Genomic DNA, 13,765 nt, shown 5'->3' on the forward strand with positions numbered 1-13,765 from the left:
AGTCTTACCTTCGCGGGGAGTGGTCGTCGCCCAGCCGAGGCCGCGCGTTCACGACCACAGCGGCTTCGTGCACTTGCTCCCACCATCAGGGCAGCGCCAAGTGACCATGCTCTAAAGTCACGGATTATTGTTGCGATTCATCAGTCAGATCGATCGGCAAGGGGCAGGGTGCACGGCCTTCGAGGCACTGGCCCATAATGAAACACGATGTCAGACTGCTGGTGACCATGGAGCTGAACATGTCCGAAAGCGATGACCAGATGAGACAGCTGGAGCGCGGTTTCATCGTGGGTGGCGTCGTTTCTGCACCCATAATTATGGTCGTAGGAATTGTTTTGCTTACTCTCGGGAATCCTTGGGCCATATGGATGCTTCTCCCGATGATCGTCTTCGACGGAATCTTCATTGTTCTACTTTTTCGGTGGAATAAACGCGAAGGTAAGGGCAATCTCGATGAGACTATTCCGTAGCCAAAATCCCCCGTAACCCAGGGATAGCGAGAACGCAGCTCTGGCCAGCAGCACCGAAGCGCGCTGGCAAAGCGACTGTTAACGCCGGTTGAAAATAGGGCCAGTTCTATTGGCCCTGTTTTGGACCGGCGTTAACAAGCGACAGCGCGCTGGAAGTCGGTAGTGTCAGCCGCATGAGCAAAGTCCAACGATCCATTTTCTTGCTGGTTGTCGCCGCGGCGTTCTTAATCGCCGCACTTATTGTAGTCCTATTCACAGAGGACTTCGTTTTCCGCATTGTGGGAGTGATCGTTTTTGCCGCAGCGGTCCCTCTCGGTATCGCGGGTGGTCGGGGCCTACGCGGCCCACGCCGAGGGCTCCAGAATTCTGTAGATCTCGCCACTGGCCGACCCGAAAGCGAACCAAATAAGCCGCGGTAAAAAAGATGCAAGACAAACATGCGCGCGTCAGTGACCTCGCCGAGAGCACACCGCCTGACAAACACAATGACCGTATTGAACGCGTCTCGCAACCTGAGCGCCTCGCGTGCCTGGGTTGCGGAAAGCTACCAGGCCAGGAATGTAACCATTTCTACTGCTGCCGACGACGCCAACAATCGTTCGGACGGGTGTCGACGATACGCCCGGTCGGGACAGCCCCGCGGCTCCGCCTCCGCTCACAAAGCCACATTGGTCTCACCCGAGGCGGCGATGGGCTTCCTCTTCGGCCCCCGGGTGTTCAGTGTTCGACGGTGCGCTCGAGACCTTCGTTAAGCTCATTTTGTCGCCGTGGAATGCCGGGTGATCCGTCTGCTTCCACAGCATTCGAAACGTGTAGACGTTAGACGTGAAAAGGATGGCGTAGAAGGCGAGTATCAACCAATTCGGTGCCCAATCAAACACCGTGTCCGTTACGAGGGCTACCAAACCCAGGAATAGCGCACCGAGCATCATCCGGTACAGCGGGGTGAGTTTGCGAATCCAGCGCATGAGGGCAGCATCGAATGGAACAGACGGCCACACTAGGCTCCGCTCAGGACCCGTGCGTCAGCTGGGAATCTGCGGTGATCGGCTCTTTCCCTAGCTGGACCACTCCGGATTGGGCAGGATGGAGGCGTTGCCTTCGTACGGTTAGAGCGCTGACAATTACTCCCAGCATGAGATTTGATGCACGCACGTTTATTCACCGTATATTGAATCGAGAACGGCCTAGACGGGGCTAAGTCTTGTGATGGTCCGGGAAATGATCTTGCAAGGAACTCCTGGTCAGACCGAGATCGATCTCCATCCGTTGAGGTTTCGACAGATAGGGTCATGGAACGGATAGGGCCCGCTTCAATCCGTCGGTCGTGGGTTCAAGTCCCACCCGCCCTACTGTAAAATTGATCTGATCGGGGTTTCTTGTCTTGACCAAAGGCCAAGACTTGATACATCCATTGTTTATACATTGTTTATTGCTCTAATCGCGAGGATCGGTCCAGGGCGAGGCCCGGAATTACGAACCTGTTTCGCGGTTTTCGGCCGCGGGGAAGTGATTTTGGGGCGGTGCGATTCGGGTTCAAATCGACACACTCGCGCCCAAAAAGAGACTTGATCAGCGTTTTCTATTCTTCGCATGAGCTCGAGACTTGATACATTGGACTTTTATTGGACTTTTATTGGACGTTTATTCAAAAATCCGGACTTCAACGGGCCCACATGGACAAAGATGCATGATCCAGCTCGGCGGAGTTAGATTGACCTCGAACTCCTCCGGGTCATGGACGATGAACGATCTTCGGGGGTGGTGCTCTAGCGCGACCTCACCACGGGCGTCTCGCCGAGAATCTCGGTGAGAACGCCCACCTGACATCAGAGTGGACCGGCGACCGCGTCTTGGCTGTTCTCTGGGAAGGGGACCGACCCGGGAGCTCAAAAACATCTCGTATCGGACGCACTTTGCGCCGAGTCACACGATGAAGTCGACGTACTTCTGTGAGTCGTATTTCATTGCTGAAGCATTAAATCTGCCGAAGCTGAGCCAGCGATTATTCTGCTGGTTGCTCTAGTCCCTGCGGAGGCTGAGAAACTGATTGGCCATGGCCGTAGGGTGAAGCCGCCGACCATGGCCGTCCTTGGGGTTATTTCTCGTCAGCTCCACCTTCGTGGTTGGCGTCGACGCCTTCGGCGTCAGCATGGCCACCGTCGTTTCCGTCGTCTGGTGTGGATGACTCGGTGTCGGGCGCCTCAGTGGTACCGGGCGTTGTCGTGTCGGTCACTGCGGTAACGGGGGCCGGCGTCCCGGGGGTAGCTGCCAATGCGGCGCCGCTACCGATTCCTGCCAAGGCGAGAACGATGACTCCGGCGGCGGCGATTTTTTTCTTGTTCATGTGGGTCTCCTTGTTGTGCGTTTGTGTGGGTGAACGATTGTGACTTTCGCAGGTCGGGGTAAGAGGCCGGTAAGGCCGGCTGGCAGGAGGCTGTGCTCGTGCGGAGGAGGCGTCCGTGCCGCAGGCCATCAAGCGGGGCGCCGAGCACGAAGCGGTCCTGGGCAAGGCTTAGCGTCCGCTTACCTGAGCATGGGATGCTAAAGGGTCGAATGCGCGCATTCGCGTTTTGATGGGTGAGGAAAGCAGATGAAGATACTTATCGTCGAAGACGAAGCCTCTATAGTGAAAGCTTTGCAGACGGGATTGGCGGCAGAGGGCTTTGTTACCGAAGCCGCGATGAACGGTATTGACGGGCTCTGGATGGCAGAAGAGAACGAATTCGACGTCATTATCCTCGACATCATGCTCCCCGGATTATCGGGCTACGACGTATGCCGCAGGTTGCGCTCGCGCGGTGCGACGGTGCCGATCCTAATGCTGACCGCAAAGGACGGCGAATACGACGAAGCGGATGCCTTGGACTTGGGAGCGGATGACTTCTTGTCGAAACCGTTCTCTTTTGTCGTTTTGCTAGCTCGCCTGCGAGCGCTGTTGAGGCGCGCGCCCATTGAGCGTGAACCCGTGCTGACGGCAGGCAGCATCCGTCTGGATCCGGCGGCCCGGCGGTGCTGGCGTGGGGAAGAAGAGGTAACGCTCACCGCCCGCGAATTCTCACTTGCCGAGTTCATGATCCGCCGAAAAGGTCAGGTGGTGAGTCGTAATATTATCGCCGAGCATGTTTGGGATTCGGAGCTGGATATTGACTCGAACGTTATTGAGGTTTACATCGGGTATCTGCGTCGCAAACTTGACGACGGCCGCACGAAGGGACTCATCGACACGGTGCGCGGGACCGGTTACCGGCTCATGGAGCCGGCAGAGAAGGAATCCGATGCCACGCATAGGGAATAAGACGAAGCGGTGGCATTCCGGGATCCGATTTCGGGTGACCCTCACCGCATCATCGGTTGTGGCCCTCACACTGTTGGCGGGCGGCTTCGCTCTTGTCCTGCTGCTGCAGCAATCCTTGATCGCCAGCCTCGATACCGTCGCCAGCGAGCGTGCACAGGTGGTTGCCTCACGCGCGGTTGGCGGCAATCTGGGCAGCACCGTGACGAACACCGGTTCCCAGAACACGTTAGTTCAGGTCGTCGACTCTTCGAATAGGGTTGTCGCGGCTACCAGTGATATTGACGGCGAAGGGCCGATGCTGGTTGCCCCTGCTGAGCGAGTGACCAGGGTGTTCAATGTGGACCGGCTGCCGGCGGGTGATGGTCCTTTTCGTGTGATTGCTCTGCCGGTGCGACTGCCAACCGGGAGCGGCTGGATCTATGTTGCCACGTCAACCAACCAGGTTGTTTCGGCCGTCGTGAATCTGGCGTCCCTGTTCGGTATCGGACTTCCACTTGTTCTCATCGTTGTTGTGTGGGCGCTGTGGCGCGCTGTGGGTCAGGTAATTCGTCCCGTTGACGCCATCCGCCGCCGGGCTTCGAGTATCGGCGGGGAAGATCTGTCCCAACGCGTACCCGTACCAGACACGTCCGATGAGATCGCGAGCTTGGCGGTAACGATGAACGACATGCTCGAGCGACTGGAGACAGCCTCGCTACGGCAGCGTCAGTTTGTGGGAGATGCCTCACATGAGCTCCGCAGTCCCTTGGCAGCGCTGCAGGTGCAGGTGGAGGTGGCAATCGCGCACCCCGAAGACCCGGGTTCGGCACTGGTTCTGGCAAACGTTGAAGGTCAGGTCGCAAGGATGGCTGCTTTGATTGACGACTTACTCTTTCTCGCGCGCGGCGCAGAGGGCGCTCCGCGAGGCCCCACGAGGCTAGTCGATTTGGATGATCTTGTCTTGTCGGAGTTGCGTCGCCTGCGCGAGCTGGGCGGGCCCGCCGTTGAACTTGACGGAATTCGTGCGGCGCGGGTGGTGGGGTCTGAGCGTGATTTGGCCAGGCTGCTGCGTAACCTCGGAGATAACGCCCGTCACCATGCCCACTCGCAGGTCTCAATTCGCCTGACTACGAGAGAAAATTGGGCTAAAATATATGTCACGGATGATGGCGCAGGCATCCAACCGCAGGACCGGGACAGAGTCTTCGAACGTTTCACACGACTGGATGATGCTCGCAGTCGCACGGCTCGCGGCGGCGGCGCCGGGGTGGGTTTGTCCATCGTGCGGCAAATCGTGCGGGACCATCAGGGCACCATCACTATTAGAGACCGGTCAGACGATCACGCTGGTTCGGTATTTCTCGTCTGCCTTCCGCTCGCACCCGAGGGCGGTCCATCGCACCCCTGACGAGTGGGCTCCCTTACTGGCGTGTCGCGTAGTGGACTAAATCACATGGAGTCGGTAGCGATTGCGCCTGACTGATTAAAAAGTCATGGGCCCGAGGCACGTGGCCATTTGGCGGGTGGGGCAAGACCTTGGCGGCCACTTGTGAGCGGCTGAAGCGCTGCCCGGTGGCGGCGAACGGCTGTAGTTATGCGACGGAAAAGGGACCGTCGGGATCGTCGACGTTGAGCAGTAGCGTGAATCGTGTATGGGGCTTTCTGGCCGATACAAACAGGCGCCCGCCCTGGTCTCCGGCGAGTTGGCGGGCGAGGGTAAGGCCGAGCCCGCTCCCGCCGTCCGCGGAATGCCGAGTTAGGAAGATTTCGTCGCCGGAAACCAGATGCGAACCTTCATCCTCGACATCGATTGCCAGCACCCCGTGGGCGGCTCTCGCCCGCAGGGTCACCGCACCCGCGCCATGACGCAGGGCGTTCTCAATGAGAATGCCCAGGATTTGCTGAAGCGCGGCCGCATCAACGATCGGGCGAGGCAACTCTCGCTCGGTTTCGACGCGCAATGGTCGTCCGGCAGCTGCCAGCGGGCCCTTCCAGCGTCGCGCAGCGTTATCGAGCTGCTCGCTCGCGTCGACGGGCGCAGCGTTTGACTCACCGCGGTTGAGGGTGATTAGTTCGTCAATCGTGAGTTCGAGCTGGTCGGCTCGTTCAATGGCCTGCGCAAGCACTGCTCGAGCATCGGCGTGCGGCGTTGCGAGTCCGGTCTCCAACACCATCCGCAATCCGGTCAATGGTGTTCGCAACTGGTGTGATGCATTGGATGCGAGTTCTCGCTCCCTTCGCACAAGCTCGCCCAGGCGCACAGCTGTTAGATTCAGTGCAGCGCCAGCGCGGTCGATCTCGGGTAGTCCGGTCGGGAATGTCCGCACATCGAAGTTACCTTCACCCAGTAGATGCGAGGCGAGGGTCAATTTCTCCATCGGCCGGGTGATGCGCCGGGCCAGGGAACGGGCCACTAGGATTCCCCCAGCCAGTGCGATTCCGGCGGTGCCCAGCAGAATGAGCCAGACCAGCCGGGTGCGGGCCCAGACCTGTTCAATCGGCATCGCTGACCGCACGGCCCCGGTGACGACCTCGGCTGAACTGATGGGCACGACCGCGACGAGCCAGCCGTCGGTGTTCGTTTCGGTAAACCTACCGTCAAGCGCGTCGCGCACGCCTTCGTCGGCTGCGCTCGGCCCGGTTCCCAAAGAGAGCATTCCCGCACGGTCGTACAGACCCAATTGCTGACCGGATGCTGGTGTGGGCAGCTCGGTCCGATCCGCCTTTGAGAACGTCGGATCAACGACCACGGCCGCGTGGAGGGCGTTCCGTTCGAGTGAGGCGTGCGCATCCGCTAAAAATAGGTTGTACACGACAATGGCCAACGGCACGAGAAAGAGTGCGAAAGCGATCAGCGAACTGATCAACGCAATAGCCATTATTCTCCGCGTCATCAGTTCTCCTCTTCTGGCTGGGAAACCGCGTCCAACCGGTAGCCGAACCCGCGCAGGGTCGATATTTCCGGCAGGTTGGCGAGTGTGTCCGGGCCGGCACGCTCGGCCACGACCCGCAGCTGTCGACGCAGCGCCGCTACGTGCACATCAAGCGTCTTGGTCGATCCGAACCAGTTGCTATCCCACACGTCGTTCATGAGGTCTTCCCGCCGAATCGCCAGACCGACGCCCTGCGCAAAACGCGCAAGCAGATCGAACTCCCGGGCGCGCAGTGGTACCTCGACTCCACCCACCAGCACTCGCCGTGCTGCGATGTGTATTCTCAGCGAGCCGAGTACAAAATGATCGTCGATGCTGGTCAGATCTGTCGGGGACGCACCGGCCGCGCGCCGCAGGTGCGCACGAACGCGGGCGAGAAGCACCACAATGCTGAATGGCTTCGTGAGGTAGTCATCGGCACCAGACTCCAGGCCAGACACGATGTCCAACTGGTCATGTCGCGCGGTGAGCAGCACGATCACCAGGGATGGATGCAGCATCCGCAACTCCCGGCACACGGTGAACCCGTCGATATCTGGCAGACCGAGGTCGAGAAGAACGAGGTCGGGAGCGACGCGTGAGGCCGCCGCCAGACCAGACGCGCCGTTCTGTCGGCGTTCGGCCGAAAACCCACTGGCGCGCAAGGAGGATTCGAGGGTCATCCCGATCACGTCGTCGTCCTCGATGATTAGCACGTGGGGCATACCCGGAGCTTAGCCGCGTGTCGAGCACACGGCCTGACCGGCGACGAAAGCCAATCGTCATTGTCTAGTTGACCAGCACAGAGCACAGGATTCGGTTCATCAGGGTTCTCGCGGTGGGCGGACACGGCCGACCTGCGGCGCAACTCCACAGCAGGAAGCAGTTAGTTTCGGAGGCAGATTTTGCCGTCCGCTTGCCTTCCCGGCCACTCGCGCTGGCCGGGACCTCTTTATCTTGGCTTGTATGCATATGACATCGAGGAGGCACTCATGCTGAGAATCCGTACGAGCACTCGTTGTCGATCGGTCGGGCTGGTCGCCGTTGTCGCGTTGGGACTGATCACAGGGTTATCCGCGTGTTCCCAGCCGAATCCATTGACAACCTCATCGTCGACCTCGGGCGGGGGTGCTCCAGCTGCTCCGCAGGTCACCGAGGTCAGCCCCGCCGGGGACATTCCCGACACCCAGGCTTTTGTCGCGGTCACGGCTGATTCGGGCTTGTATAAGCTCACGGTCCCTGAGGGATGGGCGCGCACATCAGCCGGTGCGTCGTCGATGACGTTCACCGACAAGCTCAACTTGATCACGGTGGAACAGTCGAAGACTGCGGACGCACCAACCGTTGACACGGTCAAGCAGTCACTTGTGCCCACGCTTGAGTCAACTCGACAGAAATTTCAGCTCACCGACGTGAGCACGTTCACCCGGCCCGGCGGCGACGGAGTCCTCGTCACCTTTCTCGATGATTCTGCGGCGAACGCAGTCACGGGAACGGTTGTGCGCGAGGAGGTGGAGCTGTATCTGTTCTGGAAGAACGGCCAGCAGGTGGCGCTGACGCTTAATTCTTCACAGGGATCTGACAATGTCGACCCCTGGAATATTGTCACGAAGTCCTTTACATGGCTGCCGTGATACCGCGGGAGGCGCCCCCCATTGAAGCTCGGGACCTGTACCGGTTCTTCCGAGCGGGAGAAGAAGAGACCCTCGCCCTACGAGGCGTGTCTCTCGCCGTTTCGGCTGGCGAGATACTCGCCGTGACCGGACCGTCGGGGTCCGGAAAGTCAACGCTGTTGGCTTGCCTGGCGGGGCTGGACGAGCCAGCCGGCGGATCTGTCTACGTGACAGGCCTGCGCCTGAGCCATCGCCCGGAATCCGAGCGCGCCGCACTGCGCGCCCACCACATCGGCGTGTTGTTTCAAACGAACAACCTGCTCGGTCACCTCAGCATCACGGAGAATATCGAGCTCGCCCAGCGAATAATAAAATCTGACGTCCCCTCGCCGCAGGAGATCCTCGAACGGGTGGGACTCGCAAATCGCGCAGCGGCTAAGCCGTCTCAGTTGTCCGGCGGCGAAGCAGCCAGAGCCGGACTTGCCGTGGCGCTCGCGAACAACCCGGCTGTGCTCCTGGCCGATGAGCCGACCGGCGAACTCGATGGCGGCACGGAGAGGCGCCTCCTCGATCTTCTTCGCAGTCACGCCGACCGCGGATGCGCGGTGCTGGTGGTCACCCACAGCCCCGACGTCGTCGCCCGCGCCGATCGAGTCATCGCCCTGAACGACGGCCAAGTGGGATCATGACCGATATCATCCGCTGCAAGGACGTTGGTCACACCTACGGGGCCGGGCCGCGGGCCGTCGTGGCCGTGCACAGCGTGAGTTGCGTGGTTCCCGGAGGGGCCCGCATCGCCCTCACCGGACCGTCGGGGTCGGGGAAATCGACGCTGCTGCACATGATGGCTGGGCTGGAACGGGTAACCACCGGCGAGCTGACCTGGCCGAGTCTTGACGGCCACCCCAGTGGCAAGCCCGGGGCTATCGGTGTCATTTTTCAAGGTCCCAGCCTCATTCCCGCCCTCAACGTCGTGGAGAACGTGGCCCTTCCGCTTGTTCTCGATGGGGTTTCTGACTCTGCGGCACGTCGGTTGGCCCGGGATGCGCTGGGAGAACTGGACCTTGACTGGATGTCTCAGAAGCTGCCGGACGAACTCTCCGGTGGCCAGGCCCAGCGGGTCGCCATTGCGCGCGTTCTGTGTACACAACCCACACTGATTCTCGCGGACGAGCCGACCGGGCAGCTTGATCACGAAACGGGTTACCACGTCATCGACGTACTGATGCTCGCTGCCGACCGCCTCGACGCGACATTACTGGTCAGCACGCACGATCCCGCTATCGCGCGCCGCTTAGGCACCCAGTGGCAAATGCACGACGGGCGCCTCTCCATGACGGGTGACCGAACCACACAGACGGCACCCTCGACGGCATCAAGGCAGACGAATGGAACATGATCATGAGTTGGATCTGGTTGCACGGTCTGCTGACCCGTCGCACGGGCGTACTCGCCGCTACCGTGACGGGTGTCGCCATCGCCGTCGCACTGTTGGCCAGTCTGGGATCTTTCCTGGTCGCCGCCCAATCGAGCATGACGCAGCGAGCCGCCTCGGGCGTCGCGGTCGATTGGCAGGTGCAGATTGCTCCCGGAAGTGATGTCGCGGCCCTGATCGACAAGGTCAGGGCCGCACCGGGAGTGACGAAGGCGCTTCCGGTGGGTTTCGCACACTCGAGCGGATTCGTGGCCACGACGAACGGCTCAACCCAGACGACGGGCCAGGGCGTCGTTCTCGGACTGCCCGACGGGTACGCCGCCGCATTCCCCGGGGAGATTCGATACCTCGCGGGTTCACACGAGGGCGTTCTGGTCGCCCAACAAACGGCGGCAAATCTCCACGTCGCCCCCGGCGACACCGTGAGCATCGGGCTCGACGGCGCCCGGGCTATTGACGTGACGATTGACGGAGTCGTTGATCTGCCGCAAGCGAACTCGTTGTTTCAGACCGTCGGAGCTCCCGCCCAATCCCAGCCGAATGCCCCGCCAGACAACGTACTCCTCCTACCGCCGGCAGGCTTCACCGCGGTCAGAGCGGCCCTGTCTACGGCCCGACCGGATCTACTGAGCACGCAGGTTCACGTCTCCCGCGCCAGTGCCCTGCCGGAAGACCCCGCGGTGGCCTTCGTAGCGGAAACGGCCGCTGCCCACAACCTCGAGGCGCAGCTTGCCGGAGCAGGGCAGGTCGGGGACAACCTCGGCGCAGCCCTCGATGCGGCACGCGGCGACTCCAGCTACGCGACCCTGCTTTTTCTATTCCTCGGGCTCCCCGGCGCGGTGCTCTGCGGCATCCTCACCGTGGCCGTCGCCAACGCCGGTGCCGAACGGCGCCGCCGCGACCAGGCGCTCCTTCGAACCCGCGGCGCCAGTGCGCGGCTCATTGCGCGTTTCGTCACCGTTGAGGCACTTGTCGTCGGCGTCATCGGTGGCCTCATCGGACTCGGAGTTGCCGTGATGGTTGGCTTCTTCGCCTTTGGCATCGTTGGGTTTGGGAACGGGCTGCAGACGGCCGTGCTGTGGCCACTGGCCGCCTTTCTTGTCGGACTGTTCATCTCCTTGGGGGCGATTCTGATCCCGGCGTTGCGTGACTTTCGCACGCTGACCGTGAGCGACGCTCGCGCACAGGTTCTCACCGCACGTCGGCCGTGGTGGGAGCGTGCGTACATTGACGTTGTTCTTCTGATCGTGGCGGCCGTCGTCGTTTTCATTACCACCCGCGACGGGTATTCCCTGGTGCTGGCGCCGGAGGGAGTCGCCTCGATCCAGGTCAACTATTGGGCTTTTTTTGGGCCGGGGCTGTTCTGGATCGGAGCTGGCCTGCTTATCTGGCGCCTCACCGATGTGGTCCTTGGGCGAGGCAGGCCCGCCATTACCCGGCTCTTACGCCCGATCAGCGGAAATCTATCCGGTGTCGCCGCTGCATCCATGTCGAGGCAGCGCAGTGTTTTGGCCCGGTCCACGGTTGTGCTCGCGCTGGCGTTGGCCTTTGCAGGCTCCACCTCGATTTTCAATGCCACCTACCAGCAGCAGGCGGAGGTGGACGCGCAGCTAACGAACGGAGCCGATGTGACGGTCACCGAACCGCCGGGCTCATCCGTCGCACCTAACGCTGCGAGCGGGATCTCCCAGATCGCGGGGGTTGTCGCCGTCGAGCCACTGCAGCACCGCTTCGCCTACGTCGGGAGCGACCTGCAGGACCTCTTCGGGGTGAACGCCGACACCATTACGCGAGCCACCTCGCTCCAGGACGCTTACTTTCAGGGCGGAACGGCGACGGAGCTGATGGGCAGGCTCGCCACTCAGCCCGACGCCATCCTCGTCAGCGACGAGACGGTGAAAGACTTCCAGTTAAGCCAAGGCGACCTGATTAATCTGCGCCTGAGCAGTGGTCAGACCCACCAACTCGTCACCGTTCCGTTTCACTATGTGGGCATTGCGAAGGAGTTTCCGACGGCCCCCAAAGACAGCTTTTTCATCGCCAATGCCGCCTACGTGGCCCAGAGCACTGCCGACAACGCGGTTGGCTCCTTTCTCGTCAGCACCGGTGGTTCGCACACTGAGGCGGTTGCGACCGCCTTGCGCGACAGTCTCGGTACCACGGCGACCGTGACAGCTATCGGGGAGGCACGGTCATCGGTAGGGTCGAGCCTGACCTCCGTCGACCTCGCCGGACTCACCAGGGTCGAGCTCATTTTCGCCCTCATTTTGGCTACGGCAGCAGGCGGCCTCGTGTTCGCGCTCGGCCTCGCCGAGCGGCGGCGCTCATTCGCAATTGCAACCGCGCTCGGCGCCAGTCGGAAGCAGTTGCGTGCCCTCGTTCTCTCCGAAGCCGCATCCACGGCGGTGGGCGGCGTAGTAGCCGGCATTGTCGTGGGCTGGCTGCTCTCGCAGATGCTCGTTTCGGTGCTAACGGGAGTCTTCGATCCGCCGCCAGCCGCTCTCGCCATCCCGTGGGGCTACCTCGCCGCAACCGCTGTCATTGCTCTCGGCGCCATCGAAACGGCGGCAATGCTATCGATCCGACGAACAAGCAAGCCGACGATCGAATACCTGCGTGAGCTATGACCTCGAGTCAGTTACCGACTCATGGCGGCCGTGCATAACGACGTAGAGAATGCTCCGGTCAGGCCTTGACCCCGGTTCGTGGACACGGGTTAATCGGCGTTTTGAACTTACGTCTGCGCTGATGAGTCGGGACCGCTTCGACCGCACCGACATCGCGTTCATCCTGATTAGCATGCCCGGGTTCGAGAAACAATTCAGCCACTACCCACAGCTCTACAGCAGGCTCGGCTTCGCCCACCAATACCGGCGCCTCGGACACGATGCACGGCAATTTGTTCTCGAACGCCACTGGCATAAACTCGGCAAAACGCTCGATCTCAACGATTTCACCGACGCCCAAGCGTTCGCCTCCGTCGAGCGCATCACCCGCGGCAACTTCCGCCCCCTCAAACGACTCTTCCTCCAAATAGAACGCGTCCTGAAAATCTCCGTTGTTTTCGAACTCGTTGTGCGCGGTCAGCAGCACACTTCCTGGTACCGGCTCGCTCACGTGAAGCCACTCCCGCAGCGGTCCGTACGCCGTCAACCGGACTGTGGGGTTCTCATCAGACAATGTATCCCCTTCGCGCACTCGAGGGTTGCGGCTGTCGAACTGCAGGTTCCCGCCCGAGATGGCGGAGAGGGCCGCGTTTCCACGGCATTCGGCAGTAGTTTCGGGCTCGCGATTCCTGCGTCAGACGAAGATCAGCTCCTCGCCGCGGATGACGAGCGTCTGCCCATCGCGTAGTGCCCAGAACGGCTGGCGCTCATTCGTGCAGGAGGCGGCGATCTCGCTGAGGACAGTGGTTCAGGGTGTCCTGGCGAATCGAGGTGGGCCGTGCGCAGCGTGAAGGGCGTTCCCGCTACCGTTACTCCTGTGGCAGACCATTCGATCACGTTGGCGCGTCTCCCGGAGGTCGGCATCGATGCCGTGACCGCCCTGCTCAGCGAGCCTCGTAACGCGCGGCATATGCCACTGGCACGCGAGCCATTCACGACCGAGGCCGCGACGCAGTGGGTCACCGATAAAGACTGGCAGTGGCAGCAGAACGGATTCGGACCCTGGGCGATCCTGGTCGACGACGAGTTCGCGGGCTGGGGCGGCTTCCAGGCAGAGCGTGACGGCGCGGACTTCGCGCTCGTGTTGGATCCCCGCTACTGGGGGCAGGGGCAGGCCATCGCTCGAATCGCGTTAAATTACGGCTTCTCTTTATTCGGATTCGACTCGGTGACGATCGCCTTGCCGTACAGTCGCACTCCCGGCCGCGTGGTCGCGCGATGGGGCTTTAGACCGGACGGTGAGATCTCCCATGGGGGCAGTCGATTCCGTCAGTACCGCCTCGATCGCAAGGCGTGGGCGCAGCGCAGGTCTCGTCGAGACGAACCGGCCTGAGCGAACATTTCGGAGCGGAGCGGGGCGAGGCGTCCTTCGTGTGAAGATGACGGCTGCGC

The 13,765-nt window shown here is 61.4% G+C and carries 12 protein-coding genes and 1 pseudogene; 9 read left to right on the top strand and 4 right to left on the bottom strand.

The genetic code is table 11. From position 1 onward, the window contains the following. Nucleotides 1-239 precede the first annotated feature (239 nt). Complete coding sequence (locus tag IWX77_RS13005; protein ID WP_196844943.1) at nucleotides 240-470, top strand: hypothetical protein; 231 nt, start codon at nucleotides 240-242, stop codon at nucleotides 468-470. A gap of 674 nt (nucleotides 471-1,144) precedes the next feature. Here IWX77_RS13005 and IWX77_RS13010 read toward each other — a convergent pair. Continuing rightward, nucleotides 1,145-1,438 carry a hypothetical protein gene (locus IWX77_RS13010; protein WP_196844944.1) on the bottom strand — a complete coding sequence of 98 codons (294 nt, stop codon included), beginning with the start codon at nucleotides 1,436-1,438 and terminating at the stop codon, nucleotides 1,145-1,147. Between the two features lie 1,130 nt (nucleotides 1,439-2,568). Then, a complete protein-coding gene (locus IWX77_RS13015) occupies nucleotides 2,569-2,817 on the bottom strand; it encodes a hypothetical protein (RefSeq protein WP_196844945.1) in 249 nt (82 codons plus the stop codon). A 246-nt stretch (nucleotides 2,818-3,063) separates the two neighbouring features. On the opposite strand from IWX77_RS13015, the gene IWX77_RS13020 reads away from it, so the two are divergent. Together IWX77_RS13020 and IWX77_RS13025 are read left to right on the top strand one after the other, a co-directional pair. After that, nucleotides 3,064-3,768, top strand: coding sequence for a response regulator transcription factor (locus IWX77_RS13020; RefSeq protein WP_196844946.1), 705 nt, complete (start codon nucleotides 3,064-3,066; stop codon nucleotides 3,766-3,768). Between the two features lie 73 nt (nucleotides 3,769-3,841). Beyond that, nucleotides 3,842-5,155 (top strand): sensor histidine kinase, encoded by a 1,314-nt coding sequence (locus IWX77_RS13025; RefSeq protein ID WP_334353671.1) that lies wholly within the window; start codon nucleotides 3,842-3,844, stop codon nucleotides 5,153-5,155. Between the two features lie 184 nt (nucleotides 5,156-5,339). On the opposite strand, the gene IWX77_RS13030 is transcribed toward IWX77_RS13025, so the two are convergent. Both IWX77_RS13030 and IWX77_RS13035 read right to left on the bottom strand, forming a co-directional pair. Continuing rightward, nucleotides 5,340-6,641 carry a HAMP domain-containing sensor histidine kinase gene (locus IWX77_RS13030; protein WP_196844948.1) on the bottom strand — a complete coding sequence of 434 codons (1,302 nt, stop codon included), beginning with the start codon at nucleotides 6,639-6,641 and terminating at the stop codon, nucleotides 5,340-5,342. After that, nucleotides 6,641-7,384, bottom strand: coding sequence for a response regulator transcription factor (locus tag IWX77_RS13035; RefSeq protein ID WP_196844949.1), 744 nt, complete (start codon nucleotides 7,382-7,384; stop codon nucleotides 6,641-6,643). Before IWX77_RS13035 ends, IWX77_RS13030 begins: the two co-directional genes overlap by 1 nt. Before the next feature lie 372 nt (nucleotides 7,385-7,756). Between IWX77_RS13035 and IWX77_RS13040 the strand changes: the two genes are divergently transcribed. The 6 genes and pseudogenes from IWX77_RS13040 (at nucleotide 7,757) to IWX77_RS13065 (ending at nucleotide 13,706) form a co-directional block, all read left to right on the top strand. After that, nucleotides 7,757-8,293, top strand: coding sequence for a hypothetical protein (locus tag IWX77_RS13040; protein ID WP_196844950.1), 537 nt, complete (start codon nucleotides 7,757-7,759; stop codon nucleotides 8,291-8,293). Further along, nucleotides 8,281-8,961: an ABC transporter ATP-binding protein gene (locus IWX77_RS13045; RefSeq protein WP_196844951.1), complete on the top strand. Its 681-nt coding sequence runs from the start codon at nucleotides 8,281-8,283 to the stop codon at nucleotides 8,959-8,961. Before IWX77_RS13040 ends, IWX77_RS13045 begins: the two co-directional genes overlap by 13 nt. Continuing rightward, nucleotides 8,958-9,671 (top strand): ABC transporter ATP-binding protein, encoded by a 714-nt coding sequence (locus IWX77_RS13050; protein WP_196844952.1) that lies wholly within the window; start codon nucleotides 8,958-8,960, stop codon nucleotides 9,669-9,671. Before IWX77_RS13045 ends, IWX77_RS13050 begins: the two co-directional genes overlap by 4 nt. 2 nt (nucleotides 9,672-9,673) lie before the next feature. Next, nucleotides 9,674-12,334 (top strand): ABC transporter permease, encoded by a 2,661-nt coding sequence (locus IWX77_RS13055; protein ID WP_196844953.1) that lies wholly within the window; start codon nucleotides 9,674-9,676, stop codon nucleotides 12,332-12,334. A gap of 127 nt (nucleotides 12,335-12,461) precedes the next feature. Next, nucleotides 12,462-12,764, top strand: a pseudogene (locus IWX77_RS17200) (AAA family ATPase); the annotation flags it as partial. A 387-nt stretch (nucleotides 12,765-13,151) separates the two neighbouring features. Further along, nucleotides 13,152-13,706, top strand: coding sequence for a GNAT family N-acetyltransferase (locus IWX77_RS13065; RefSeq protein ID WP_196844955.1), 555 nt, complete (start codon nucleotides 13,152-13,154; stop codon nucleotides 13,704-13,706). The last annotated feature ends 59 nt before the right edge of the window (nucleotides 13,707-13,765 follow it).

The organism is Cryobacterium sp. CAN_C2, assembly GCF_015751745.1.
In the GTDB taxonomy this organism is placed as follows: Bacteria; Actinomycetota; Actinomycetes; order Actinomycetales; family Microbacteriaceae; genus Cryobacterium.